The organism is Microbacterium oleivorans (assembly GCF_001691565.1).
Taxonomy (GTDB): Bacteria; Actinomycetota; Actinomycetes; order Actinomycetales; family Microbacteriaceae; genus Microbacterium; species Microbacterium oleivorans_B.
The window spans coordinates 298183-323152 of the sequence record NZ_MAYO01000002.1 but is presented as its reverse complement, the minus strand read 5'-3'; the positions used below and the strand labels follow the sequence as shown (position 1 = coordinate 323152).

The following is a 24970-nucleotide window of genomic DNA, read 5'->3' as shown; positions in this document are numbered from 1 at the left end:
CTCGGAAGTCTTCCTGGCTGCGTCCGCGATGTGTGGAGGGATCCGCTCAGGTCCCGGCCGGGGAGGAGATCTCGACGGTGGCGGTGTCGTCGTCCGGCGAGACGACGCGGGCGCTCACGACGATGATCGTGACGTTGTCGCGGCCGCCGTTCTCCAGCGCCGCTTCGAGCATGGCGTCGACCGCAGCGGCGGGGTCGTCGTTCTGCAACAGGAAGTGGAGGATGCCGTAGTCCGTCAGCTCCTTCGTGAGCCCGTCGCTGCAGACGACGAAGCGATCGCCGTCGACGACTTCGAGCCGCACGTAGTCGGGGACGACACCGTCACTCGGACCCACCGCGCGGGTGATGACGTTTCCGTACGGGTGGTTCTCGGCCTCTTCCGGGCTGAGACGCCCAGCGGCGATGAGCTCCTGGACCACCGAGTGATCGGTCGTGACCTGCGCGAGTGCGCCGTCACGGAGCAGATACACCCTCGAATCGCCGATGTTGAGGGTGACCCACGTCGGCTCGTCGCCGGTGAGGTCGAGGTAGACGCCGGTGACCGTCGTCCCGGTGCCGTCGTCGGTCGTCTCGGCGTGCGACGCGATGTCATCGACCGCGCGCTCGAGGGCGTCTTCGATCAGGTCAGGCGACACGGCGCCCCGCTCGACCGCGGCGGACAGGCGCTCGACCGTCCTGGAGCTCGCGATCTCGCCGCCGATGTGGCCGCCCATGCCGTCGGCGACGACGAACAACGGGAACGCCGACAGCACGGCATCCTGATTGTTCTCGCGGCGACGCCCCTGGTGGGTGACCTCCGCCCAGCGCACCTCGATGGGACCCGCGCCCGTACGGACGACGCGGGATGAGGTGACGGCTTCGGGCACGCTCCCACCCTTCTTTCTCGATCGGCGCAGCGTCCTCACACTCTAGTCGACGGCGCCCCCGTCATCACGCGGCACAACCCGTTGCCTTCGACTCCGCGCGCCCAGTACGGTTTCGCTGAGCCAGCGCGCACGCGCTGAACGCCGCCTCTGCGGCGTCGCCGACAGAAGGGCACATCGATGTCAGACCCGAACACGCCGCCGTACGACGGCCCTGCGTCTCCGCCTCCGGCAGGCCGGCCGACACCCCCGGCGGGCCAGAATCCCGGCGGGTACTCGGCCGCACCGCCGCCGCAGCAACCGTACGGTCAGCAGCCACAGCAACCGTACGGTCAGCAGCCGCCGCAGCAGCCGTATGCGCAGGCACCTGCCGGCGCGCCCCTGCCCCCCGATCAGGACAAGCAGTGGGCGTCCTTCGCCCACTTCGGCGGCATCATCGGGTTCCTGCCGGCGCTGATCATCTGGTTGGTCTTCAAGGACCGGGGCCCGCGCACCAACACCGAGGGGAAGGAAGCCCTCAATTGGCAGATCACGTTCACGATCGCGATCATCGTGGCGAACATCGCAGCCCTGGTGCTGGGCTGGATCCCCGTCATCGGTTGGATCATCGGACTCCTGCCCGTCGCCATCTGGGTCGTCAACATCGTGTTCTCGATCCTGGGCGGCGTGCGGGTGAACGCCGGCGGAAGCTATCGCTACCCGGTGACGCTCCGGCTCATCTCGTAGCCGAGGCGACGACGAGCTCCATCTCGCCGACCGCCGATGGGCGCAGGACGATCCCTTCGTCCTGCGCCCATTCCATGAGCGCAGGGGCATCCGTCGCCTGCGGCCGGGTCAGAGCCAGGCGACGCACAAGCTCCCCCTTCGCGTGCTTGTTGAAGTGATTGAGCGCACGGACTGCGCCGTCGGACCCCTCCGAGACCACGCGGACGTATGCCTGAGGGATGCCGGGCGGCACCGGCCCCATGGCCACATACGCCTCGGAGCGCAGGTCGAGCACGAACGAGGGCGACGCCGCCGCAATGGCCGCACCCACGGCATCCGCCCACAACGCTCGCATCGAGGGCAGGCCGGGAACGCGGATGCCGGCGCCCAGCCGGTAGGCGGGCAGCGGGTCGAGCGCCCCGACCACCCCGAACGGCGCCGAATGGATCACGACGTGGGTTTCCAGCCATTCCCGCGCGGACGCGTCCAACGACCGTGCATCGAGGGCGTCGAACAGCACCCCGGTGTAGCGATCAACGGCCGGAAGGGTCGGCGACGTCCGAAGCGCGGCGTTGACGGCGACCTCGGGGCGCTGCCGCTCGGAGAGCTTCAGCACGCGCGCCGCAGAGTCCTCGTCAGCGCTCAGCGCGATCAGCGCGTCGACCACTCGGTCGCGCTGCTCGCTGAGCCCGCGGAAGTGCAGGAAGTCCGCATGCCAGGACGGCCCGGCGCCGCCGGGGCGCTTCGTCTCGGACGGCGGAAGCAGGATCAGCACGGGATACCTCCGGAAAAAGCGCAGCGCCGCCCGGCGAACCGGGCGGCGCTGCGTGAAAGGGTGTCAGGACTGCAGAGCTGCGTTCCCGGCGACGATGGTGAGCTCGTCGTTCTCCATCGAGAGGAAGCCGTCCTCCGCCGTCGCGACGATCTTCTCGCCGTTCGACTGCGTGATGCGGACCTGTCCCTCGGCGAGGATGGCGAGCACGGGCTCGTGACCGGCCATGAAGCCGATCTCGCCCTCGACCGTCTTGGCGACGACGAGGCTCGCCTCGCCGTGCCAGACCTCCGCCTCAGCGGAGACGAGGGTGACGGTCAGCGCCATGTCAGCCGTTCTCCTTCTGGATCTGAGCCCACTTCTCTTCGACGTCGGAGATGCCACCGACGTTGAAGAAGGCCTGCTCGGCGACGTGGTCGAAGTCACCCTTGACGATCGCGTCGAACGACTCGATCGTCTCCTTGATCGGGACCGTGGAGCCCTCGACACCGGTGAACTTCTTGGCCATGTAGGTGTTCTGCGAGAGGAACTGCTGGATGCGACGTGCACGCGACACGACGATCTTGTCCTCTTCGGAGAGCTCGTCGACACCGAGGATCGCGATGATCTCCTGCAGTTCCTTGTTCTTCTGCAGGATCTGCTTCACCGACGTGGCCACACGGTAGTGGTCCTCACCGATGTAGCGCGGGTCGAGGATGCGGCTCGTCGAGGTCAGCGGGTCGATCGCGGGGTACAGACCCTTCGATGCGATCTCACGCGAGAGCTCGGTGGTCGCGTCGAGGTGCGCGAACGTGGTCGCCGGAGCCGGGTCGGTGTAGTCGTCGGCGGGGACGTAGATCGCCTGCAGCGAGGTGATCGAGTGACCACGCGTCGAGGTGATGCGCTCCTGGAGCACGCCCATCTCGTCGGCGAGGTTCGGCTGGTAACCCACGGCGGAGGGCATGCGGCCCAGCAGCGTGGAGACCTCGGAACCGGCCTGCGTGAAGCGGAAGATGTTGTCGATGAAGAGGAGCACGTCCTGCTTCTGGACATCGCGGAAGTACTCCGCCATCGTCAGCGCCGACAGGGCGACACGGAGGCGCGTCCCCGGCGGCTCGTCCATCTGGCCGAAGACGAGGGCGGTCTTGTCGAAGACACCCGCCTCTTCCATCTCGGCGATGAGGTCGTTGCCCTCACGGGTGCGCTCACCGACACCGGCGAACACCGACACACCACCGTGGTCCTGCGCGACGCGCTGGATCATCTCCTGGATGAGGACGGTCTTGCCGACACCGGCGCCACCGAACAGACCGATCTTTCCACCCTGCACGTACGGGGTGAGGAGGTCGATGCTCTTGATGCCGGTCTCGAACATCTCGGTCTTCGACTCGAGCTGGTCGAAGTTCGGCGCCTGGCGGTGGATGCCCCAGCGCTCGGTGACCTCGATGGTCTCGCCCGGTGCGGCGTTCAGGACGTCGCCCGTGACGTTGAAGACCTTGCCCTTGGTGACGTCGCCGACGGGGACCGTGATGGGACCGCCGGTGTTGCGCACCTCCTGGCCGCGGACCATGCCGTCGGTCGGCTTCAGCGAGATGGCGCGGACGAGGTCGTCGCCCAGGTGCTGGGCGACCTCGAGGGTGATCTCGGTCGACTGGTCGCCGATCACGATCGTGGTCTTCAGAGCGTTGTAGATCTCGGGGATCGAGTCGTGCGGGAACTCGATGTCGACGACCGGGCCGGTGACGCGCGCGACGCGGCCGACGACGGGGGTCTCCGTCTTCTCAGCGGTGAGGCTCATGGCTTCTCTTCTTTCGTGTGGTCTATTTGCCCGACGCCAGCGCGTCGGCGCCGCCGACGATCTCGGCGATCTGCTGCGTGATCTCCGCCTGACGCGCGTTGTTGCGCAGGCGGGTGTAGTCGGTGATGAGCTTGTCGGCGTTGTCGCTGGCGGACTTCATCGCCTTCTGCGTGGCGGCCTGCTTCGCGGCGGACGACTGCAGGAGCGCGTTGAACACGCGGCTCTGCACGTACACGGGCAGCAGCGCGTCGAGCACCGTCTCGGCATCCGGTTCGAACTCGTACAGCGGGTAGACCTGGCTCGATGCCGTGTCCTCCGCCTCGACGACCTCGAGAGGCAGCAGACGGACCGTCTCCGGCGTCTGCGTCATCATGCTGACGAAGCGGTTGTAGACGAGGTTGATCTCATCCACGCCGCCCTCGCCGCCGCCGAGCTCGTACGCGGCGATCAGTGCCGCCGCGATCTCCTCGGCCGTCGAGAACGCCGGGGTGTCGGTGTCACCGATCCACTCCCCCGCCGTCGCGATGCGACGGAACTGGAAGAATCCGACCGGCTTGCGGCCCACCAGGAAGTAGACCGGCTCGACACTCTGGCTGCGCAGCAGCTCGCCGAGCTGCAGAGCCTCGCGGATGACCTGCGAGTTGAACGCGCCGGCGAGGCCGCGGTCGGAACCGAAGACGACGACGGCGGAACGACGGATCTGCTCCCGCTCCGTGGTCAGCGGGTGCTGCACGTTGGAGTGCGTCGACACGGCGGAGACGGCACGCGTGACGGCCCGCGCGAAGGGGTTGGACGCGCGGACGCGAGCCATCGCCTTCTGGATGCGCGAAGCCGCGATGAGTTCCATCGCCTTCGTGATCTTCTTGGTCGTCTGAGCAGAAGAGATCTTCTGCTTGTAGACCCTGAGTTGTGCGCCCATAGGTTATGAGTCTCCCGTCGGCGTCAGCCGCGGCGGCCCTTGACGATCTTCTCCTGGTTCACGTCATCGACGTCCGCAGCAGCGACCTCTTCGTGACCCGGCGTGCCGAGTGCCTGACCCTTGCCGCCCTGGAACTCGAGGACGAAGGCGTCGACGGCCTTCTCGAGTTCGCCGGCGGTGTTGTCGTCGAGCACGTTGGAGTCGCGCAGGGTGTCGAGGATCGACGTGTTCCGCTTCAGGTGGTCGAGCAGTTCGCGCTCGAAACGGAGGACGTCCTCCACCTCGATCGTGTCGAGCTTGCCGTTCGTTCCGGCCCAGATCGAGACGACCTGCTCCTCGACGGGGTACGGCGAGTACTGCGGCTGCTTCAGGAGCTCCGTCAGACGTGCACCACGGGCCAGCTGTCGACGCGACGCGGCGTCGAGGTCGGATGCGAACATCGCGAAGGCCTCGAGCGAGCGGTACTGGGCGAGCTCGAGCTTGAGCGTTCCCGAGACCTTCTTGATCGACTTCACCTGGGCGTCGCCACCGACACGCGAGACAGAGATACCCACGTCGACCGCGGGACGCTGGTTGGCATTGAAGAGGTCGGACTGCAGGAAGATCTGGCCGTCGGTGATCGAGATCACGTTGGTCGGGATGTACGCCGAGACGTCGTTGGCCTTGGTCTCGATGATGGGCAGACCCGTCATCGAACCGGCACCGAGCTCGTCGGACAGCTTCGCGCAACGCTCGAGCAGACGCGAGTGCAGGTAGAAGACGTCACCGGGGTACGCCTCACGGCCCGGCGGACGACGCAGGAGCAGCGACACCGCGCGATAGGCCTCGGCCTGCTTGGACAGGTCGTCGAAGATGATCAGGACGTGCTTGCCCTCGTACATCCAGTGCTGACCGATGGCCGAGCCGGTGTAGGGAGCGAGGTACTTGAAGCCGGCGGGGTCGGATGCCGGGGCCGCGACGATCGTCGTGTACTCCATGGCACCGGCGTCCTCGAGGGCGCCCTTCACCGAAGCGATGGTCGAGCCCTTCTGGCCGATCGCGACGTAGATGCAGCGGACCTGCTTCGTGACGTCGCCCGACTCCCAGTTGGCCTTCTGGTTGATGATCGTGTCGATCGCGATGGCCGTCTTGCCGGTCTGGCGGTCGCCGATGATGAGCTGGCGCTGGCCGCGACCGACGGGGATCATCGCGTCGATCGCCTTGATGCCGGTCTGCATCGGCTCGTGGACCGACTTGCGCTGCATGACGCCGGGCGCCTGCAGCTCGAGGGCGCGACGACCCGTCGTGGCGATCTCGCCGAGACCGTCGATCGGGTTGCCGAGCGGGTCGACGACACGGCCGAGGTAGCCCTCGCCGACACCGACCGAGAGGACCTCGCCCGTGCGGGTGACCTTCTGGCCGGCTTCGATGCCGGAGAAGTCACCGAGGACGACGACACCGATCTCGTGCTCGTCGAGGTTCTGCGCGAGGCCTTCGACGCCGTTCTCGAAGCGCACGAGCTCGTTCGCCATCACGCCGGGCAGGCCCTCGACGTGGGCGATGCCGTCCGCGGCGTCGACGACGGTGCCGACCTCGGTCGCCGCTGCCCCGGTGGGCTCGTAGGCGGCGACGAAGTCTTTCAGCGCGTCACGGATGACGTCGGGGCTGATGGACAGTTCTGCCATGGTCTTCCTTCTTAGTGAGGTCTTGTGGCGGGCACCTGGCCTGCCGGGTCCGCTCCTCGGTGGAGCGGGAAGAGTCAGCCCGCCAGACGCTGGCGGAGGTCGCCCAGTCGGGACGAGACGGTGGCGTCGATCACGTCGTCGCCGATCTCGATGCGGACACCGCCGACGACCGTGCGGTCGAGGACGACGTTCAGCGAGACCTCGGTGCCGTAGCGCGCCGCGAGGGTGCGCTGGAGGCGGGACGTCTGCTCGTCGGTGAGCTCCGCGGCCGCGAAGACGGTGGCCACGGCGCGACCGCGCTGGTCCGCGACGACACGCAGCGCACGGCTGAGCATCGAGCGGACGCGTCGTTCCCGCGGTACCTGGACGAGAGACGACACGATCGCAACCGTCGATGCGGCGGCGCGGCCGTTCAGCAGGCTCTCGATGAGCGCGCCCTTGGCGGATGCGTCACCGAGCCGGCTGCCCAGCGCGAGCTCGAGCTCGGGATTGGCAGCGATCGTGCGCGCCACGGAGAAGAGCTCGGCCTCGACGTCGACCTGCGGCTCGGCCATGGCGGCGGCGCGGACGCCGGCCTCCTCGATCCCCGAGATCAGGTCCGCCGACGACGACCAGCGCTCGGCGACGGCCGCGTCGAGGACCGACACGGTCGCAGCCGAGTACCCGCCGAAGACGCGCGAGACGAGCGCACGTCGAGCTTCGGCGGGCACCGATGCATCGGAGAGCGCGCCGCTCAGCTGCGACGAGCCGGCCAGGGTGCGCACCGCGGCGAAGAGCTCGCGGGCGACACCGAGGTCGACGCCCGGCGCGGCCGTGAGGGCCGACGTCGTCGCCGCGAGGGCTTGAGTGGTCGCGCTGCCCATTACTTCGCTGCCTTCTCGGAGGATTCGAGGTCGGCCAGGAAGCGGTCGACCACGGCCTTGGCCTTGGCGTCGTCGGACAGCGTCTCGCCGATGACACCACCGGCGAGGTCGAGGGCGAGGGTGCCCACTTCGCTCCGCAGCGAGACGAGCGCGGTCTGGCGCTCGGCCTCGATCTGGTGGTGCGCGGCGGAGGTCAGGCGTGCGGCCTCGGCCGACGCGTTGTCCTTGGCCTCGGCGACGATCTTCTTACCGTCCTCACGGGCGGTCTCGCGGATCTCGCCGGCCTCCTTGCGAGCCTCGGCCAGCTGGGCCGTGTACTCCTCGAGGGCGGCTTCCGCCTTGCGCTGAGCCTCGTCGGCCTTCGCGATGTTGCCCTCGATGGCAGCGGCGCGCTGGTCGAGCAGGACCTGCATCTTCGGGAGGGCGACCCGCCAGAAGACGAACAGGATCACGACGAAGCAGACCCCGGACCAGATGATGTCGTACCAAGCCGGGAACAGCGGATTGTGAGACCCGCCCTCTTCGGCTGCGTACGCGACAAGAGCGTTCAGCATCCTGTCTCCTTAGTGATCTGAGTCGCGGTTTACTGGAAGATGAAGTAGGTCGCGATGCCGATGAAGGCGAGCGCCTCGGTGAAGGCGATACCGATGAACATCAGGACCTGCAGGCGACCGGCCAGCTCGGGCTGACGGGCCACGCCCTCGATCGTCTTGCCGACGACGATGCCCACACCGATGGCGGGGCCGATGGCGGCGAGGCCGTAACCCATCGTCGCGACGTTGCCCTCGAGGGCGGCGAGAACCGTAGTTGCGTCCACGGAGGTGTTTCCTTTCGGTTGGATGGCTCGGCGTGCGCCGGACCGCTTAGTGCTCTTCTGCCACCGCGAGCTGGATGTAGACCGCGGTGAGGATGGCGAAGACGTATGCCTGGAGGAAGGCGACGAAGATCTCGAAGATCGTGAAGGCGAACCCGAACGCGAGCGTTCCGGCCGCGAGCGCCGAGAACCAGCCGCCCAGGGTGATGAGGAAGAACTGCGTCGCTGCGAAGAACAGGACGAGCATGAGGTGCCCGACGATCATGTTCATCAGCAGTCGGAGCGTCAGCGTCACGGGCCGGATGATGAACGTCGAGAGGAACTCGAGCGGGATGATCAGGATGTAGAGGAACCAGGGCAGCCCGGGAGGCATCAGCGAGTTGCGGAAGAAGTTCCCGGGGCTCGCCTTGATACCGGCGTAGATGAAGGTCACGTACGCGACGAGCGCGAGGAGGAGGGGCACCGCGACGATCGACGAGCCTGCGATGTTCAGGAACGGGATGACACCCGTGATGTTCATGAACAGCACCATGAAGAAGATCGTGGTGAGGATCGGCAGGAACCGGCGGCCGTCCTTCTTGCCGAGCAGGTCTTCGGCGATGTTGACCCGGACGAAGTCCAGGCCCATCTCGACGACGCTCTGGAAGCGGCCGGGGACGACCGTCATGCGGCGGGTGCCGAGCCAGAAGATCAGGACGATGGCGATCGTCGCGAGGATCTGGATGAGGTGGATCCGGTTGACGACGAGGGGGCCGATCGAGAAGACCGCATCGGGGAAGAACTCCGAGATCGACGGTCCATGGAACTCGTCAGGGGCGTCTTCGGCGGCAGTAGCGATCAGGGTCGCAGCTTGAGTAAACAGCGCTGGCTCCAGCTTCGGGGCGTCGATCTATCGATCGGGCGACGATGGTCGGTGAGCTGACTCCGCAGGCGTTCCCGTCGGGGTTCAGGCGGGCTCGGAAACAGCCTATCAGGCCTCTGGGGTGCTGGTGTCCCCGTGCCGACGCTCCCCCGCCTCCACCTCTGCGGCCTCGACCTCTGCGGCGGTGGGCAGCGTCGTGTCACTGACTGCCGGCATCCGCATGCGCATCATGACGACGACGTCGACGACCAGGGAAGCCACGATGCTCACGACGAGCGCCACGAGGAAGACCATCGGAGTGAGCCACGGCTGGTCGCGCAGCACGAACAGGACGATGAGGAAGACCACGAACTTCAGAATCCAGCCGCCCATGACCGAGCCGAAGAAGATGGGGACGAAGAGCGGATCGCCGTAGAAGCGATTGGCGATGAGGATCGAGATGATCGTGACCGAGAGGAAGATGGCCGCCATGAGCACCGCGACGAGCGCGCTCCAGAGCCCCGACGCCCCTGAGACGAGGAAACCGACGATTCCGCCGACGACGGCGAGCACGGCGGTCACGATAGCCGACCATGCCAGGGCGGTGCGCAGCATCCGGTTGGAAGACAGGGCGCTCATATGAGGGCCTTTCGTTCGGGCGCGGCGGTGCGGGTGCGACGCGCGGGGGGCAGGGTGACGATGACACAGGCGATGCACCCGATGACGAGGAAGGCGACTCCCGGCCAGTACCGACCGGGCCATCCTTTCGTCGTGCCGATGTACATGAGGAGCACCGACAGAGAGACGACGGCCGTCCAGGCGTAGAACACGAAGACGGCGTTCCGGTCGGTGTGCCCCATGTCGAGCATGCGGTGGTGGAGGTGCTTGCGGTCCGGCGAGAAGGGCGATTTGCCCTTGGCCATCCGGCGGACGACGGCGAGCCCGAAGTCGACGAGCGGGAGCAGCACGATGACCACGGGGAGGATGACGGGGATGAAGGCACCGAGCAGCTGCGATCTGCCGAACAGGTCGTTGTCGCTCAGAAGGTTCGGCGGGAGGTTGCCCGTGACGACGATCGCGGAGGACGCCATCATCAGTCCGAGCAGGAGGGCACCGGCATCCCCCATGAACATGCGGGCGGGATTCCAGTTGAAGGGAAGGAAGCCCGCGCACATGCCGAGGAGCACGATCGCGATGAAGACCCCGGTGTTGCTCTGCTCGCTGTTGTCGAAGTCGCGCACGAGCATCGCCGAGTACGCGAAGAACACCGCGTTCGCGATGAGGCACACACCCGCGACGAGACCGTCCAGACCGTCGATGAAGTTGACGGCGTTCATGACGATCACGATCAGGAGGATCGACAAGCCGATGCTCACCCAGCTCGAGACGACGACCTGCTGCCCGAAAGGGAGGTAGAAGATCTGGATGCCGCCGAGGAAGACGACCACCCAGGCGGCGACGAACTGCGCGCCGAGCTTGATCATCCAGTCGAGGTCCCAGAGGTCGTCGGCGACGCCGACCACCACCATGAGCGCGGCGGCGCCGAGGAGGGACCACACCATCGACGGTTCCTGCCAGACGATGGCGAACGCCGGAAGCTGGGAGGAGAGGACGAAGAACCCGAGCATGCCGATGAACATCGCCACCCCGCCCAAGCGCGGAGTGGGATTCTTGTGGACATCCCGTTCGCGGATCGCCGGGTGGAGCCCGAACTTCATCGCCACGCGCCAGACGACCCACGAGAAGACGAAGGTGAGGACGCCGGTGAGGACGAACGCGAACAGGTAATCCCTCACGCGGCGTCGGATTCGTCGGGGTCGACCGGATCGGGTTCGAGCAGGTCTCCGAGCACGTCGCGCAGATCGGCCCGCGAGACCGCACCGTCGCGCAGGACGGCGACGTGCCGCTGATCGCGACCGACGAGGCCGGTCGCATCGATGATCGTCGAGGCGACGCCGGTCTCGACGATGCCGCCGTCGAGGTACACGGACACGCTGTCGCGGAGCATCTGCACGGCCGCGTCGATCTCGAGCGCGGCCGGCCTGCCCGTCAGGTTCGCACTGGACACCGCGAGCGGGCCGGTCTCCTCGAGGAGCTCGAGGGCGAAACGGTCATTCGGCATGCGCACCGCGACGGTGCCGCGGGTCTCGCCCAGGTCCCACCGCAGCGACGGCTGAGCCGGAAGCACGATCGTGAGCCCGCCCGGCCAGAAACGCTCGACGAGGCGCTCGACGGGTTCGGGGACCTCGGCCACGAGGGCGCGCATCGTGTCGGGTCCCGAGACGAGGACGGGGGGCGGCGACTGCCGTCCGCGTCCCTTCGCAGCCAGCAGACGAGCGACGGCGGACGCGTTGAACGCGTCGGCGGCCACCCCGTACACGGTGTCGGTCGGCATCACGATGAGTTCGCCGCGGCCGATGGCCTGGCGCGCCTGACGGAGTGCAGGCAGCAACTGGTCGGCGTCACGACAGTCGAGGACAGGAGACATATCCGCAGCATTCTACGAGGAAGGGCCTCGCCGCGCCTGCGAAAGGGCGGGACGGACCGTCGGGCGGGTCAGGGTCGATTCAGGGGCGGAGGGCGGTCGTCGCGCGATCGCGACGGGTGAGGTCGGGATGGGTGGCGACGCCGCGCCAGCCGTCCTCGGTGAGGAGCTGACGGATGCCGGCGCCCTGCCACTCGCCGTGTTCGATGACGAGCGTCCCTCCCGGGTGGAGCAGGCGGAGGGCGACGCCGGAGAGGACACGGACGACGTCGAGGCCGTCGGGTCCGCCGTACAGCGCGGCGGGCGGATCCCAGTAACGCACCTCGGGGTCTCGCGGAATGGCGTCATCGGGAACGTACGGTGGGTTCGAGACGACGACCGAGACCGTGCCGTCGAGTTCCGGGAAGGCATCTGCGAGGTCGATGAACGCGAGCCGGGCGTGCGGCGCGTGCTCGGCGAAGTTCTCCTTGGCCCAGACGAACGCGTCGACCGAGTTCTCGGCGGCGTGCACGCGCGCATGCGCCACCTCGGTGGCCAAGGCCAAGGCGAGGGCACCGCTCCCCGTCCCGAGGTCGACCGCGACGGGCTCGGGACCCGGCGCCTCGCGAAGCGCGTCGATCGCGAGCTGCGCGACCATCTCGGTCTCGGGGCGCGGGACGAACACCCCAGGACCCACGCGGAGTTCGAGGTGCCGGAACGGAGCTCGTCCGGTCAGGTGCTGGAGGGGCTCGCGGGCCGCACGCCGCTCGATGAACTCGGCGAACCGCGTGGCCTCGAGCTCCGGCATCCGATCCCCCCGCAGCATCGCCGCGGCGAGCTCACCGCGCCCGAGTCCCAGGACGTGGGCGGCGAGGAGCTCGGCGTCGACATCGGCGGAGGGGACGCCGGCATCGCCGAGACGCTGAGCAGCTGCGCGGACGAGGGGCGCGAGGTCGCTGCCCGCGGGCGCGGCGGGAGTCCGTGAGATCGACATGGGAAAGACCAGGATACCGCGAGCGGCATCGTCACACAGGGCCGCGGCCGGTGAGAGGACCGTAGGCTGAAGGCGCATCGCGGGTACCTGAACCGCGACCTACGTTCTCCATCCGCACGGAAGGCATCCCATGACCGGCATCCACTCCGACATCACCAGCGCATTCGGCAACACTCCCCTTGTCCGACTGAATCGCATATCGGAGGGCCTCCCCGGGACGATCCTGGCCAAGCTCGAGTTCTACAACCCGGCATCCTCGGTCAAGGACCGCCTCGGCATCGCCATCGTCGACGCCGCCGAGGCCTCGGGCGAGCTGAAGCCCGGCGGCACGATCGTCGAGGGCACGAGCGGCAACACCGGCATCGCCCTCGCGATGGTCGGGGCCGCGCGCGGGTACAAGGTCATCCTGACGATGCCGTCCTCGATGTCGACCGAGCGTCGGATGCTGCTGCGCGCGTACGGCGCCGAGCTCGTGCTGACCGACCCGTCGCTCGGCATGAAGGGCGCCGTCGGCGAGGCCGAGCGCATCGCCGAGGAGACCCCCGGCGCCGTCCTCGCGAAGCAGTTCGCCAACCAGGCCAACGTCGAGATCCACCGCAAGACCACCGCCGAGGAGATCCTCCGCGACACCGACGGCGCCGTCGACTACTTCGTCGCCGGCATCGGCACGGGCGGCACCATCACGGGTGTCGGCCAGGTCCTCAAGGAGCGGGTGCCCTCCGCGAAGGTCGTCGCCGTCGAGCCCAAGGATTCGCCGCTGCTGACCGAGGGCAAGCCCGGTCCGCACAAGATCCAGGGCATCGGCCCGAACTTCATCCCCCCGATCCTCGACCAGGGCGTCATCGACGAGGTCCAGGACGTGACCTTCGACGACGCGATCGAGACCGCGAAGAAGGTCGCGACGACCGAAGGCATCCTCGTCGGCATCTCGTCGGGCGCCGCCATCTGGGCCGCGCTCCAGGTCGCGGCGCGCCCCGAGGCCGAGGGCAAGAACATCGTCGTCATCATCCCCTCGTTCGGCGAGCGGTACCTGTCCACGGCGCTCTTCGAGGAGTTCCGCGACTGATCCGCACGCCGAGACCCGGAAGGTCAGCCGTGCCCCGCACCGCCCCCTGGTTCGCCCGCGGCATCGCCGCCGCGGCGCGGTCCGTCCGTGAGGACGTCGCCTCCGCGAAGCTGCGCGACCCCGCGGCTCGGGGGGGCGCCGAGATCGCGCTGCTGTACCCGGGGCTCCACGCCGTGTGGAGCCACCGGGTGGCTCACGCGCTGTGGCGGCGCGGCCGCCGGTTCCCTGCGCGGGCGATCTCACAGGTGACCCGCTGGCTGACCGGGGTCGAGATCCATCCGGGGGCGCGCATCGGCCGTCGGTTCTTCATCGATCACGGTATGGGCGTCGTCATCGGCGAGACCGCCGAAGTGGGCGATGACGTCATGCTGTACCACGGCGTCACGTTGGGCGGTCGGACCCGGGACGGCGGCAAGCGGCATCCCACCCTGGAGGACGGAGTCGCCGTCGGCGCCGGCGCGAAGATCCTCGGCCCCGTCGTCATCGGTGCGCACTCGGTGATCGGCGCGAACGCCGTCGTGACGAAGGATGCACCCGCGGACTCGGTCCTCGTCGGCGTGCCCGCGCGAGCGCGTCGACGCACGGCGAGCGACGACACCCGGGCGATCCTCATGGCGCCCGAATATCACATCTGACCCGGCTCAGGACTCCGAGCCGACCGCGGCCAACTGCGCCTCTTCGTCGGCGGCGATCGCAGAATCGATGAGAGGGCCGAGAGCCCCGTCCATCACCTGGTCGAGGTTGTAGGCCTTGTATCCCGTGCGGTGGTCTGCGATGCGGTTCTCGGGGAAGTTGTAGGTCCGGATCCGCTCGGATCGGTCCATCCCGCGGATCTGCGACTTGCGGGCGTCGGATGCCGCGGCATCCCGCTCCTCCTGCTGCTTGGCGAGCAGGCGCGCGCGAAGGACGCGCATCCCGGCTTCGCGGTTCTGCAACTGGCTCTTCTCGTTCTGCATCGAGACGACGATGCCGGTGGGCACGTGCGTGATGCGGACGGCGGAGTCCGTCGTGTTGACCGACTGCCCGCCCGGGCCGGACGAGCGGAAGACGTCGATCTTGAGGTCGTTCGGGTCGATCTGCACCTCTTCGGGCTCGTCGACCTCGGGGAAGACGAGGACACCGGTGGTCGACGTGTGGATGCGCCCCTGCGACTCGGTGGCGGGGACACGCTGCACGCGATGAACTCCGCCCTCGTACTTCAGGTGCGCCCAGACGCCCTGCGCGGGGTCGCTCGAGGAACCCTTGATCGCGATCTGAACGTCCTTGTAGCCGCCGAGATCCGATTCGTTCCGCTCGAGGAGCTCGGTCTTCCAGCCACGGGATGCCGCGTACTGCAGGTACATGCGGAGCAGGTCGGCGGCGAACAGCGCAGATTCGGCACCGCCCTCCCCCGCCTTGATCTCGAGGATCACGTCGCGGGCGTCGTCGGGGTCGCGCGGGATCAGCAGACGCCGGAGCTTCTCCTGCGTGTCGGCCAGACGCTGCTCGAGCGCCGGAACCTCCTCGGCGAAGGCGTCGTCCTCCTTGGCGAGCTCTCGCGCCGCGGCGAGGTCCTCCTCCGCACCGTGCCACGCGTCATACGCGGCGACGATGCGGGAGAGCTCCGCGTACCGCCGGTTGACGCGCTTGGCGCGCGACGCGTCGGCGTGCACCGCGGGGTCGGAGAGTTCCTCCTGGACCGCGCGGTGCTCGTCGATCAGCGTCTGGACGGATTCGAACACGGCTCGAGGCTCAGCGGATGCTGTTCTCGTGCCCGCCGGCAGCGGGGGCCGGCATCGACTTCTGCATCTGCACCAGGAACTCGACGTTCGACGTCGTCTCCTTCAGCTTGCCGAGGACGACCTCGAGGGCCTGCTGCTGATCGAGACCCGCAAGAGCGCGACGCAGCTTCCACGTGATCTTGACCTCGTCGGCGGAGAGGAGCATCTCCTCGCGACGGGTGCTCGACGCGTTGACGTCGACCGCGGGGAAGATCCGCTTGTCGGCGAGCTGACGCGACAGGCGCAGTTCGCTGTTACCGGTGCCCTTGAACTCCTCGAAGATGACGTCGTCCATCTTGGAGCCGGTCTCGACGAGAGCGGTGGCGAGGATCGTGAGCGAGCCGCCGTTCTCGATGTTGCGCGCAGCGCCGAAGAAGCGCTTGGGCGGGTAGAGCGCCGAAGCGTCGACACCGCCGGTGAGCACGCGGCCCGAGGTCGGCGCCGAGATGTTGTACGCGCGACCGAGGCGGGTGATCGAGTCGAGGAGGACGACGACGTCGCGACCGAGCTCGACGAGACGCTTGGCGCGTTCGATGGCGAGCTCGGCGACCGTCGTGTGGTCCTCGGCGGGGCGGTCGAAGGTCGAGGCGATGACCTCGCCCTTGACCGTCCGCTGCATGTCGGTGACCTCTTCGGGACGCTCGTCGACGAGGACGACCATGAGGTGGGCCTCGGGGTTGTTCGTCGCGATCGCGTTCGCGATCTGCTGCAGGACGATCGTCTTGCCCGCCTTGGGGGGTGCGACGATGAGGCCGCGCTGGCCCTTGCCGATGGGGGCGACGAGGTCGATGATCCGCTGCGTGAGCTTCTCGGGCGCGGTCTCGAGGCGCAGGCGCTCCTGCGGGTAGAGCGGCGTCAGCTTGCCGAACTCGACACGCGTCGCCGCGTCGTCGACCGACAGGCCGTTGACGGCGTCGACCTTGACGAGCGCGTTGTACTTCTGACGGCTCGACTGCTCGCCCTCGCGGGGCTGCTTGATCGCGCCCACGACCGCGTCGCCCTTGCGCAGGTTGTACTTCTTGACCTGGCCGAGCGACACGTAGACGTCGCTCTGGCCGGGGAGGTAGCCGGTGGTGCGGACGAACGCGTAGTTGTCGAGGACGTCGAGGATGCCGGCGATCGGGATGAGGACGTCGTCCTCGCCGATCTCGGTGTCGAACTCGTCGTTCGCGGCCTGGCCACGACGCTTGTTGCGCTGACGACCGCGGCCCTGGCCCTGCTCGTCGTCGGACGACGACTCCATGGCCGGCTTGTCTGCGGGCGCGTTCTGCGCGCCCTGTCCGTTCCCGCCCTGGGCGCCGCCGTTCTGGCTGGTCTCGCCCTTGTTGCGGTTGCGGCTGCGGTTGCGGCTGCGCGAACGGCTACGGCCGCTGCCCTCGGAGTCGTCACCGGATGCCGCGGCGTTCGCGTCGCCCGAGGCGGGCGCGCTCGCGTCGGCCGGAGCCTGCTCGGCGGGCGCCTCGGTCGGGGTCTCCGCGTCGGCGGCTCCGCCGGTCGGAGCATCTGACGGCGCGGATCCGGCCGTGGGCGCCTCGGTCGCCGCGGCGGCCTCGGACGCCGGCGCAGCCTCAGCGGGGACGTCGCCGCTCTTGGCCCGACGCGGCGCGCGCTTGCGCGGCGCCTTCGCCGGCTTCTCGTCGGCGGGCTTCTCATCGACGGACGCACCGGCGGCCGGCGATTCGTCGGCGGCCGGTTCCGCGGTCGCCTCGGCCGCGGTCGCCTCGGCGGCGGTCGCCTCGGCAGCGGCCTTCTTGGCGGACGTCCGCTTGGCAGCAGGACGCTTGGCTCGGGCCGGCGCCGCTGCCTCGTCAGCGGCGGGCGCGTCGACGGCGGCCGTGTCAGCGGCATCCGTCGTCGCGGGCTCGGTGGCCGGAGCCGCAGTGGTGGTCTCGTCGGCAGCGGCGCCACCGGTGGCGACGTCGTCGCCGGTCTGGATCTCGGAGATGGACTCCACGAGTTCTCCCTTTCAGATGTGGAAAGTCATAACCGCAGGTGGTTCCGTCCACGACGGATCCGATTCCTCGGCGGGGTGTTCGCGCAGGCACAGAGTTGCGCAGGCCCGTCAGGAGGGGTGTGCGGTGGTTCGCAGATTGCGATGGAGGGCAGATTCACGTGATCACGTGGCATCCTCCGTATGGTCCCTCACTGTACCACCCCGTACATCGACGGCCAGCAGCAGAGGTTTCCATGGCGTGTCCGTGGTGGCGGCCGCATGATCGACCGCTTCGAGCCGGCGCCCCGGCCCGTCGGCGAGCACGAGGACGCTGGGGCCGGCGCCCGAGACGACCGCGGCGAACCCTGCGGCACGCAGGCCCTGCACGAGCGCATCCGTCGCGGGCATCGCCTGCGCCCGGTACGACTGATGCAGTTTGTCCTCGGTTGCCGCCATCAGCAGCTCGGGGCTCTGCGTCAGCGCGGCGATGAGGAGGGCCGACCGCGAGACGTTGAAAACGGCGTCCTCGCGCGTGACGTGGAGCGGCGCAAGACCGCGGGCGACCGAGGTCGACATCGTGAACTCGGGAACGAAGACGAGCGGTGAGACGCCACGGTGGACGGCCAGCTTCTTGTGCTGGGGGCCGGTGGAGTCCATCCACGCGATGGTGAGGCCGCCGAACAGCGCGGGTGCCACGTTGTCAGGATGCCCCTCGAGCTCGGTCGCCAGACGCAGCAGGGTCTCCGGACCGAGGGTGATGTCCCCCTCGAGCAGTCCTTGGGCGGCGAGGAGGCCCGCGACGACCGCGGCGCCGGATGAGCCCATCCCCCGACCATGCGGGATGACGTTGTGCGCCCGCAGTCGGATGCCGGGCATCGGCCGGCCGACCGCCTCGAACGCGTACGCCATCGAGCGGACCACGAGATGCGAGGCATCGGTGGGTACGTCGGCGGCCCCCTCCCCCGAGACCTCGATCTCCAGGCCCGGGCCGTCGAGCGCGGTCACGACGAGTTCGTCGTGAACGCTCAGGGCGAGACCCAGCGTGTCGAAACCGGGACCGAGATTGGCACTCGTCGCAGGGACGCGAACGGCGACGGAGCGCCCCGCGAGCGTCATCCCGCCACGCGGGTGAGGTCGAGCGCGGAGGCCACCTCGCTGGTCGCCGCATCCACGACGAGGGGCTCGACCTGCGAGCCGTCGGGGTTGCGGAGCGCCCACTGCGGGTCCTTCAGACCGTGACCCGTGACGGTCAGGACGACCTTGGCGCCGTTCGGGATGACGCCCGCCTCGGCACGATCGAGCAGGCCGGCGACGCTGATCGCCGATGCCGGCTCGACGAAGACGCCGACGGTCCCGGCGAGGAGCTTCTGCGCAGCGAGGATGCGCTCGTCGTCGATCGCGCCGAACCAGCCGTCGGTGGCCGCGCGGGCCTCGAGGGCGAGGTCCCACGAGGCGGGGTTGCCGATGCGGATGGCGGAGGCGATCGTCTCGGGGTTCTTGACGACCTCGCCGCGTACGAGCGGCGCGGACCCCTCGGCCTGGAAGCCGAACATGCGGGGTACGCGCGTCGCGACGCCGCGCTCGGCCTCTTCGCGGTAGCCGCGCGAGTACGCGGTGTAGTTTCCGGCGTTGCCGACGGGGATGAAGTGGAAGTCGGGGGCGTCGCCGAGCTGGCTGACGACCTCGTACGCCGCCGTCTTCTGGCCCTCGATACGGTCGGGGTTGACCGAGTTGACGAGGTGCACCTTGTACCCGCCGGCGAGCTCACGCGCGATTTCGAGGCAGTCGTCGAAGTTGCCGCGGATCTGGATGAGTTTGCCGCCATGGGCGACGGCCTGGCTGAGCTTGCCCATCGCGATCTTGCCCTCGGGGACGAGGACGGCGGCCGTGATCCCGGCATGCGCAGCGTAGGCGGCAGCGGATGCCGAGGTGTTGCCGGTCGAGGCGCAGATGACGGCCTCGGCCCCGTGCTCGACGGCACGGGACAGGGCGACGGTCATGCCGCGGTCCTTGAACGAGCCCGTCGGGTTCATGCCCTCGAACTTGATGTACACATCGGCACCGGTGATGCGCGACAGCGACGCCGCCGGGATGAGCGGGGTGCCGCCCTCGCCGAGCGTCACGACGGTCGAAGCGTCGGTGACGCCCAGCCGATCGGCGTACTCGCGGAGGACTCCGCGCCAGACGTGTGCCATGTCAGTCTCCTTCTACCCGCAGGACCGAGACCACCCGACGCACCGCGCTGGTGGCAGCGAGGCGCTCGACGGTGTCGGCCAGGTCCTGCTCCCGGGCCGTGTGGGTTCCGATGACGAGGTGCGCGACGGCATCCTCGCTCTCCTGGGCGACGGCGCCGCCCGAGGTGGTCTGTTCGACGGTCGCGATCGACACGTCCCCGTCGCTGAGGATGCCCGCGACGGTGGCGAGGACGCCGGGTCGGTCGTCGACTTCGAGCGTGATCTGACAGCTCGTCCGGATGCGGCCGATCGGGACGATCGGCAGGCCTCCGCGCGTCGACTCGCCGACACCGGGTCCGCCCGCGACGTGGCGGCGGGCGGCCGAGACGACGTCGCCGAGGACGGCGGACGCGGTCTGCACTCCCCCGGCACCCGCGCCGTAGAACATGAGGTCGCCGGCCGCTTCGGCTTCGACGAAGACGGCGTTGTTCGCGCCGTGGACCGAGGCGAGCGGATGCTCCCGGGGAACAAGGGCGGGGTACACGCGGACCGAGATCGCCTCGCCGTGCGGTGCCGCGTCGGGCTGGTCGACGAGCCGTTCGCACACGGCGAGGAGCTTGACGACGTAGCCGGCCTTGCGGGCGGCCTCGATGACACCGGCATCCACCGATGTGATGCCCTCGCGGTGCACGGCGTCGAGCGGCACCGTCGTGTGGAAGGCGAGGCTCGCGAGGATCGCCGCCTTCTGCGCGGCGTCGTACGCCTCGACATCCGCCGTCGGGTCGGCCTCGGCGTACCCGAGCCGCTGCGCCTCGGCGAGCACCTCTTCGAAGCCGAGACCTTCACGGTCCATACGGTCGAGAATGTAGTTCGTCGTGCCGTTGACGATGCCCATGATGCGGCGGACGCGGTCGCCGGCGAGCGAGTCGCGCAGGGGTCGGATGATCGGGATCGCGCCGGCGACGGCTGCCTCGTAGGCGACGGTGGCGCCGACCTGGTCGGCGGCGTCGAAGATCTCGCTGCCGTGCGTCGCGAGGAGCGCCTTGTTCGCCGTGACGACGTCGGCGCCCGACGAGAGGGCGTGGAGGATGCGGGTGCGGGCGGGCTCGAGACCTCCGGTGACCTCGATCACGATGTCGGCGCCTGCGATGAGGGTGTCGGCGTCGGTCGTGAACAGATCGCGGGGCAGGTCCGCTTCGCGCGGGGCGTCGACGTCGCGGACGGCGATCCCGACGAGGTCGAGCGGTGCACCGGCGCGGGCGGCGAGCTCGTCGGCGTGGGTCAGCAGAAGGCGGGCGACCTGGGATCCGACGGCGCCGGCTCCCAGCAGCGCGACGCGCAGGCGGCGGGGTTCGATCATGCGGACTCCTCGGTGGTGCGGGATGCCGGTGCGACGCCGAGGTCGCGCGCCAGCAGGTCGTTCTCGTCCTCGCCGCGGACGATCAGCCGGGCAGTGCCGGCGCTCACGGCCACGACAGGAGGTCGGGTCAGGTAGTTGTAGTTGCTCGCGAGCGAGAAGCAGTAGGCACCGGTCGCCGCGACGGCCAGGAGGTCTCCGGGCTCCACGTCGCCCGGCAGGTACTCGTCCGACACCACGATGTCGCCCGCCTCGCAGTGGCGCCCCACGACACGGGTGAGCGCGGGAGCGGAGTCGGTACGGCGGCTCGCGATCCGCGCGCTGTAGTCCGCGCCGTACAGGGCGGGGCGGGCGTTGTCGCTCATGCCGCCGTCGACGCTCACGTACAGCCGCTCGAGGTCGTCCGAGACCCGCACGGGCTTCACGGTGCCGACGGAGTACAGCGTCACGCCCGCGCGTCCGACGATCGTCCGTCCCGGTTCGAAGGCGAGTTCGGGGAGCGGGATGCCGCGGCTCTCGCACTCGCGGGCGACCGCTGCGACGATGCCGTCGGCGAGCTCCGCGATCGGGGTCGGATCGTCCTTCGACGTGTAGGCGATGCCGAAGCCGCCGCCGAGGTTGAGGAGAGGGACCTCGCCATCGGCGAGGAGCCGCGCGTGCAGCTCCACGACCCGAGCCGCGGACTCGGCGAAACCGGAGGTTCCGAAGATCTGCGAACCGATGTGGCAGTGCAATCCCGCGAAACGCAGCGACGGCAGCTCTCGGATGCGGGCGACAGCGGCCTCGGCATCCGTCAGCGCGAAGCCGAACTTCTGGTCCTCGTGGGCAGTGGCGAGGAAGTCGTGCGTCTCGGCGTGGACCCCGCTGTTGACGCGGACGAGCACGGTCTGCACGACGCCCTGGGCCTCGGCTTGGGCGGCGACCCGCTCGATCTCGACGAGCGAGTCGACGACGATCGAGCCGATCCCGACGCGCACGGCGCGGGCGATCTCGGGGACGAGCTTGTTGTTGCCGTGGAGGCCGAGGCGAGCCGGGTCGGCGCCCGCGGCGAGGGCGACGGCGAGTTCGCCGCCGCTGGCGACGTCGACTCCGAGGCCTTCCGCGGTCACCCAGCGCACGACGTCGGTCGTGAGCAGCGCCTTGCCGGCGTAGTAGACCCGGGCCGAGCCGCCGTGGCGGGCCGCGGCATCCTGGAACGCCGCCAGCACCTCGCGGGCGCGGGCGCGGACGAGGTCCTCGTCGACCACGTAGAGCGGCGTGCCGAACCGCTCGGCGAGCTCCGTCGCGGCCACGCCTCCGAACACGATCGCGCCGGCGTCGTCACGGGCGGCTCCCTCGGGCCACACGGCCTCGGCGAGCGCGTTCGCATCGTGCGGCTGAGTCAGCCACTCGGGCACAGCGGGACGGTCGGAGGTGGTGGACACGCAGGGGCACCAATCGGGGTGGGAACGGGTACGTCGGGCGGTGTGGCCACGCCCCGACGGTGCCCACAGTCTAGGGCACCGGGGCGGAGCCGCCCGGCTCCGTGACGCTAGCGGTCGGCGGCGCAGGAACCGGGTTCCTGCGCCGCCTCGTCGCGGAGGATCGCGCTGTCGATGTCGAAGGATGCCGCGACGTGGCGCTCTTCGATCGTCACACCCGTCAGGGTCAGGGCGCGCGGCAGGTACTGCGCGAGGCATACCCGCCAATTCTCGGCGAAGGACCCGGCGAGCGGGCCGACCTGCTGGCGCAGCGCGTCGGCGGAGACGTCGACGCCGCCCAGGCGGAGCCTCGTCGGGGAGAGGACGAGATCGCCGTCCTCGGCCGAGGCGGAGAGCTGGACGCCCAGGGGCACCGACACCCCGAAGACCGAGAACTCGGTGTCGAGGGCGACCTCGGGTGGACGCAGCGTCACGGCGTCGACCGGGAAGCCCTCGACACGGCCGAGAATCGCACGCAACTGGTTCTCATCGAGATCCACGACGGCCTTCGCACTGCTCCAGTCGCCGCCGCCCCAGACCGGGGCGTCCTGGATGTCGACGCGGACGTCACCCGAGACGCCCTGCACCTCGACGTCGTCGGCGGTGAGGTCCATCTGCGGGATCGAACCGACGATCAGCTGCGGCAGGACGAGCCCCGGGATCCGGACGTCGATCTCCTGATCCTCGGCGAGTCCGAGGTTGGCGATGAGCTGAGACCGGACCACCTGCGGCACGATCGCACGCGCGGCGATTTCTGCCGCGACCAGCAGGACCGCCACGACGGCGAGGACCACCACGACGGCGATCCAGCGGCGCGGCCGACGACGGGCCCCGGTCACGCTCGTCACGTCACATCCGTTCGGGCGCGCTCACGCCGAGCAGGTCGAGGCCGTTGCGGAGGACCTGACCCGTGGCGTCGTTCAGCCACAGACGCGTGCGGTGCACGTCCGTGACCTCTTCGTCGCCGAGCGGGGTGACGCGGCACGAGTCGTACCAGCGGTGGTACAGGCTCGCGAGCTCTTCGAGGTAGCGCGCGATGCGGTGCGGCTCGCGCAGCTCCGCGGCGAAGGCGACGAGGCGCGGGAACTCCTGCAGCGCGCCCAGGAGCGCGGACTCGGTCTCGTGCGTGAGCAGCTCGGGGGCGAACGCGTCGCGCGCGACGCCGGAATCTGCGGCGTTGCGGGCGACGTTGTGCGTGCGCGCGTGGGCGTATTGCACGTAGAAGACCGGGTTGTCGTTCGTGCGCTTCTGCAGGATCTCGGGGTCGAGCGTCAGCGGCGAGTCGGCCGGGTACCGCGCGAGCGAGTAGCGGAGCGCATCGGTGCCGAGCCAGTCGCGCAAGTCGTCGAGCTCGATGATGTTTCCGGCGCGCTTGGAGAGCCGCGCTCCGTTGACGGAGACGAGCTGCCCGATGAGCACCTCGATGTCCTTCTCGGGATCGTCGCCCGCTGCGCCGGCGAGCGCCTTCAGGCGGTGCACGTACCCGTGGTGGTCGGCGCCGAGGAGGTAGATCTTGTGCGCGAAGCCGCGGTCGCCCTTGTTCAGGTAGTACGCGGCGTCCGCGGCGAAGTACGTGTACTCCCCGTTCGAACGACGGATGACGCGGTCCTTGTCGTCGCCGAAGTCGGTCGTGCGGACCCAGACGGCACCGTCGGCGTCGAAGACGTGGCCCTGCGCGCGCAAGCGGTCGACGGCCTCGTCCACGAGGCTCGGGCCTCCGTCGGCGGTCTTCGCGTGCAGCGTCCGCTCGCTGAAGAAGACGTCGAAGTGGACGTTGAACTTCTCGAGGGATGCCTGGAGCTCCGCGAGCTGCAGCTCGTAGGCCTTGTCGCGGGCCGCGGCCACGCGCTCGTCCTCGGGCAGGTCGCCGATGCCGGGCTCGGCCTCGGCCACGCGCTTCGCGAGATCGTCGATGTAGGCACCGGCGTAGCCGTCCTCGGGTGCCGGCTCCCCCTGCATCCGTGCCAGCACGGAGCGGCCGAACCGGTCCATCTGCGCACCCGCGTCGTTGATGTAGAACTCGCGGACGAGCGTCGCGCCGCTGGCCAGCAGCAGGCGTGCGATCGCGTCGCCGAGAGCCGCCCACCGCGTGTGGCCGATGTGCATGGGGCCGGTCGGGTTGGCGCTGACGAACTCGAGGTTGATCGTGTTGCCCTCCTGGCTGCGGCCACGACCGAAAGCGGTGCCCGCCTCGACGATCGTCTTCGCGAGCGCGCCAGCAGCCGCGGCATCCAGTCGGATGTTGATGAACCCGGGGCCGGCGACCTCGACCGAGGCGATGCCGTCGACGGCGGAAAGCGCGTCGGCGACCTCGGCCGCGAACTCGCGCGGGTTCGCACCGACCTGCTTCGACAGCTTCAGCGCGGCGTTGGACGCCCAGTCGCCGTGGTCGCGGTTCTTCGGCCGCTCCACGGGGAAGTCGGCGAGTGTGAGCGCCTCACCGGAGCCGGGTCGTCGCGCCTCCACGAGCGGGGAGACGACGGCGAGAAGGGCTGCGGAGAGGGCTTCGGGAGTCATAGCCCGTCAAGTCTACGTTTCAGGGGGT

At 69.2% G+C, this 24970-nt stretch carries 25 protein-coding genes; 3 read left to right on the top strand and 22 right to left on the bottom strand.

All coding sequences use genetic code 11. The features are described 5' to 3' along the window. Nucleotides 1–46: 46 nt before the first annotated feature. Nucleotides 47–865 (bottom strand): PP2C family protein-serine/threonine phosphatase, encoded by an 819-nt coding sequence (locus BBA86_RS01830; protein ID WP_065569986.1) that lies wholly within the window; start codon nucleotides 863–865, stop codon nucleotides 47–49. Between the two features lie 177 nt (nucleotides 866–1042). On the opposite strand from BBA86_RS01830, the gene BBA86_RS01825 reads away from it, so the two are divergent. After that, entirely contained in the window at nucleotides 1043–1588 is a 546-nt protein-coding gene (locus tag BBA86_RS01825; protein ID WP_065569985.1) for a DUF4870 domain-containing protein, read from the top strand. On the opposite strand, the gene BBA86_RS01820 is transcribed toward BBA86_RS01825, so the two are convergent. The 13 genes from BBA86_RS01820 to prmC form a co-directional block, all read right to left on the bottom strand. Further along, complete coding sequence (locus BBA86_RS01820) at nucleotides 1578–2342, bottom strand: YaaA family protein (protein ID WP_065569984.1); 765 nt, start codon at nucleotides 2340–2342, stop codon at nucleotides 1578–1580. The genes BBA86_RS01825 and BBA86_RS01820 overlap by 11 nt on opposite strands. A 63-nt stretch (nucleotides 2343–2405) precedes the next feature. Then, nucleotides 2406–2666 carry a F0F1 ATP synthase subunit epsilon gene (locus tag BBA86_RS01815; protein WP_018188622.1) on the bottom strand — a complete coding sequence of 87 codons (261 nt, stop codon included), beginning with the start codon at nucleotides 2664–2666 and terminating at the stop codon, nucleotides 2406–2408. Between the two features lies 1 nt (nucleotide 2667). After that, nucleotides 2668–4116, bottom strand: coding sequence for a F0F1 ATP synthase subunit beta (atpD, locus tag BBA86_RS01810; protein WP_065569983.1), 1449 nt, complete (start codon nucleotides 4114–4116; stop codon nucleotides 2668–2670). Between the two features lie 22 nt (nucleotides 4117–4138). Then, a complete protein-coding gene (locus tag BBA86_RS01805) occupies nucleotides 4139–5035 on the bottom strand; it encodes a F0F1 ATP synthase subunit gamma (protein WP_018188624.1) in 897 nt (298 codons plus the stop codon). A gap of 23 nt (nucleotides 5036–5058) precedes the next feature. Further along, the gene (gene atpA, locus BBA86_RS01800) at nucleotides 5059–6699 is read right to left on the bottom strand and encodes a F0F1 ATP synthase subunit alpha (protein ID WP_065569982.1); all 1641 of its coding nucleotides are present in this window, start codon (nucleotides 6697–6699) and stop codon (nucleotides 5059–5061) included. Nucleotides 6700–6773: 74 nt separating this feature from the next. Next, on the bottom strand, nucleotides 6774–7562 hold the full coding sequence (locus tag BBA86_RS01795) for a F0F1 ATP synthase subunit delta (protein WP_065569981.1): 789 nt from the start codon (nucleotides 7560–7562) through the stop codon (nucleotides 6774–6776). Next, a complete protein-coding gene (locus tag BBA86_RS01790) occupies nucleotides 7562–8116 on the bottom strand; it encodes a F0F1 ATP synthase subunit B (RefSeq protein ID WP_065569980.1) in 555 nt (184 codons plus the stop codon). Before BBA86_RS01790 ends, BBA86_RS01795 begins: the two co-directional genes overlap by 1 nt. A 29-nt stretch (nucleotides 8117–8145) precedes the next feature. Further along, entirely contained in the window at nucleotides 8146–8379 is a 234-nt protein-coding gene (gene atpE, locus BBA86_RS01785; protein WP_018188628.1) for an ATP synthase F0 subunit C, read from the bottom strand. Between the two features lie 46 nt (nucleotides 8380–8425). After that, nucleotides 8426–9217 (bottom strand): F0F1 ATP synthase subunit A, encoded by a 792-nt coding sequence (atpB, locus tag BBA86_RS01780; RefSeq protein ID WP_223247006.1) that lies wholly within the window; start codon nucleotides 9215–9217, stop codon nucleotides 8426–8428. Nucleotides 9218–9346: 129 nt separating this feature from the next. Beyond that, nucleotides 9347–9856, bottom strand: coding sequence for a hypothetical protein (locus tag BBA86_RS01770; RefSeq protein WP_065569979.1), 510 nt, complete (start codon nucleotides 9854–9856; stop codon nucleotides 9347–9349). Then, on the bottom strand, nucleotides 9853–11013 hold the full coding sequence (locus tag BBA86_RS01765; protein WP_065569978.1) for an MraY family glycosyltransferase: 1161 nt from the start codon (nucleotides 11011–11013) through the stop codon (nucleotides 9853–9855). The genes BBA86_RS01770 and BBA86_RS01765 overlap by 4 nt, the downstream gene beginning before the upstream one ends. Next, nucleotides 11010–11705, bottom strand: a complete 696-nt coding sequence (locus BBA86_RS01760; protein ID WP_065569977.1) for an L-threonylcarbamoyladenylate synthase — start codon at nucleotides 11703–11705, stop codon at nucleotides 11010–11012. Before BBA86_RS01760 ends, BBA86_RS01765 begins: the two co-directional genes overlap by 4 nt. A gap of 79 nt (nucleotides 11706–11784) precedes the next feature. Then, on the bottom strand, nucleotides 11785–12675 hold the full coding sequence (gene prmC / locus BBA86_RS01755; protein ID WP_065569976.1) for a peptide chain release factor N(5)-glutamine methyltransferase: 891 nt from the start codon (nucleotides 12673–12675) through the stop codon (nucleotides 11785–11787). Between the two features lie 130 nt (nucleotides 12676–12805). Between prmC and cysK the strand changes: the two genes are divergently transcribed. Next, nucleotides 12806–13741, top strand: a complete 936-nt coding sequence (gene cysK / locus BBA86_RS01750) for a cysteine synthase A (protein ID WP_065569975.1) — start codon at nucleotides 12806–12808, stop codon at nucleotides 13739–13741. 29 nt (nucleotides 13742–13770) lie between these two features. Continuing rightward, nucleotides 13771–14376 (top strand): serine O-acetyltransferase EpsC, encoded by a 606-nt coding sequence (gene epsC, locus BBA86_RS01745; RefSeq protein ID WP_065569974.1) that lies wholly within the window; start codon nucleotides 13771–13773, stop codon nucleotides 14374–14376. Between the two features lie 6 nt (nucleotides 14377–14382). Here epsC and prfA read toward each other — a convergent pair whose 3' ends face one another. The 8 genes from prfA to BBA86_RS01705 form a co-directional block, all read right to left on the bottom strand. Beyond that, the gene (gene prfA, locus BBA86_RS01740) at nucleotides 14383–15462 is read right to left on the bottom strand and encodes a peptide chain release factor 1 (protein WP_065569973.1); all 1080 of its coding nucleotides are present in this window, start codon (nucleotides 15460–15462) and stop codon (nucleotides 14383–14385) included. A 10-nt stretch (nucleotides 15463–15472) separates the two neighbouring features. Beyond that, complete coding sequence (gene rho, locus BBA86_RS01735; protein WP_065569972.1) at nucleotides 15473–17455, bottom strand: transcription termination factor Rho; 1983 nt, start codon at nucleotides 17453–17455, stop codon at nucleotides 15473–15475. Between the two features lie 162 nt (nucleotides 17456–17617). Continuing rightward, the gene (gene thrB, locus BBA86_RS01730) at nucleotides 17618–18550 is read right to left on the bottom strand and encodes a homoserine kinase (protein ID WP_065569971.1); all 933 of its coding nucleotides are present in this window, start codon (nucleotides 18548–18550) and stop codon (nucleotides 17618–17620) included. Then, nucleotides 18547–19629 carry a threonine synthase gene (gene thrC, locus BBA86_RS01725; RefSeq protein ID WP_065569970.1) on the bottom strand — a complete coding sequence of 361 codons (1083 nt, stop codon included), beginning with the start codon at nucleotides 19627–19629 and terminating at the stop codon, nucleotides 18547–18549. The genes thrB and thrC overlap by 4 nt, the downstream gene beginning before the upstream one ends. A 1-nt stretch (nucleotide 19630) precedes the next feature. Further along, nucleotides 19631–20968: a homoserine dehydrogenase gene (locus BBA86_RS01720; protein ID WP_065569969.1), complete on the bottom strand. Its 1338-nt coding sequence runs from the start codon at nucleotides 20966–20968 to the stop codon at nucleotides 19631–19633. Continuing rightward, nucleotides 20965–22389, bottom strand: a complete 1425-nt coding sequence (gene lysA, locus BBA86_RS01715; protein ID WP_065569968.1) for a diaminopimelate decarboxylase — start codon at nucleotides 22387–22389, stop codon at nucleotides 20965–20967. The genes BBA86_RS01720 and lysA overlap by 4 nt, the downstream gene beginning before the upstream one ends. A gap of 107 nt (nucleotides 22390–22496) precedes the next feature. Further along, a complete protein-coding gene (locus tag BBA86_RS01710; protein ID WP_065569967.1) occupies nucleotides 22497–23273 on the bottom strand; it encodes an LmeA family phospholipid-binding protein in 777 nt (258 codons plus the stop codon). Nucleotide 23274: 1 nt separating this feature from the next. Further along, entirely contained in the window at nucleotides 23275–24942 is a 1668-nt protein-coding gene (locus BBA86_RS01705) for an arginine--tRNA ligase (RefSeq protein ID WP_065569966.1), read from the bottom strand. Nucleotides 24943–24970 lie beyond the last annotated feature (28 nt).

What these genes read in the sequence shown, in the direction of transcription:
- BBA86_RS01790 (WP_065569980.1), bottom strand. Translation starts at nt 8,116, where the DNA reads ATGCTGAACGCTCTTGTCGCGTACGCAGCCGAAGAGGGCGGGTCTCAC.
- atpA (WP_065569982.1), bottom strand. Translation starts at nt 6,699, where the DNA reads ATGGCAGAACTGTCCATCAGCCCCGACGTCATCCGTGACGCGCTGAAA.
- cysK (WP_065569975.1), top strand. Translation starts at nt 12,806, where the DNA reads ATGACCGGCATCCACTCCGACATCACCAGCGCATTCGGCAACACTCCC.
- BBA86_RS01770 (WP_065569979.1), bottom strand. Translation starts at nt 9,856, where the DNA reads ATGAGCGCCCTGTCTTCCAACCGGATGCTGCGCACCGCCCTGGCATGG.
- BBA86_RS01720 (WP_065569969.1), bottom strand. Translation starts at nt 20,968, where the DNA reads ATGATCGAACCCCGCCGCCTGCGCGTCGCGCTGCTGGGAGCCGGCGCC.
- BBA86_RS01760 (WP_065569977.1), bottom strand. Translation starts at nt 11,705, where the DNA reads ATGTCTCCTGTCCTCGACTGTCGTGACGCCGACCAGTTGCTGCCTGCA.
- BBA86_RS01825 (WP_065569985.1), top strand. Translation starts at nt 1,043, where the DNA reads ATGTCAGACCCGAACACGCCGCCGTACGACGGCCCTGCGTCTCCGCCT.
- BBA86_RS01705 (WP_065569966.1), bottom strand. Translation starts at nt 24,942, where the DNA reads ATGACTCCCGAAGCCCTCTCCGCAGCCCTTCTCGCCGTCGTCTCCCCG.
- prmC (WP_065569976.1), bottom strand. Translation starts at nt 12,675, where the DNA reads ATGTCGATCTCACGGACTCCCGCCGCGCCCGCGGGCAGCGACCTCGCG.
- BBA86_RS01805 (WP_018188624.1), bottom strand. Translation starts at nt 5,035, where the DNA reads ATGGGCGCACAACTCAGGGTCTACAAGCAGAAGATCTCTTCTGCTCAG.
- atpD (WP_065569983.1), bottom strand. Translation starts at nt 4,116, where the DNA reads ATGAGCCTCACCGCTGAGAAGACGGAGACCCCCGTCGTCGGCCGCGTC.
- BBA86_RS01815 (WP_018188622.1), bottom strand. Translation starts at nt 2,666, where the DNA reads ATGGCGCTGACCGTCACCCTCGTCTCCGCTGAGGCGGAGGTCTGGCAC.
- BBA86_RS01795 (WP_065569981.1), bottom strand. Translation starts at nt 7,562, where the DNA reads ATGGGCAGCGCGACCACTCAAGCCCTCGCGGCGACGACGTCGGCCCTC.
- thrB (WP_065569971.1), bottom strand. Translation starts at nt 18,550, where the DNA reads ATGACGCTCGCGGGGCGCTCCGTCGCCGTTCGCGTCCCTGCGACGAGT.
- thrC (WP_065569970.1), bottom strand. Translation starts at nt 19,629, where the DNA reads ATGGCACACGTCTGGCGCGGAGTCCTCCGCGAGTACGCCGATCGGCTG.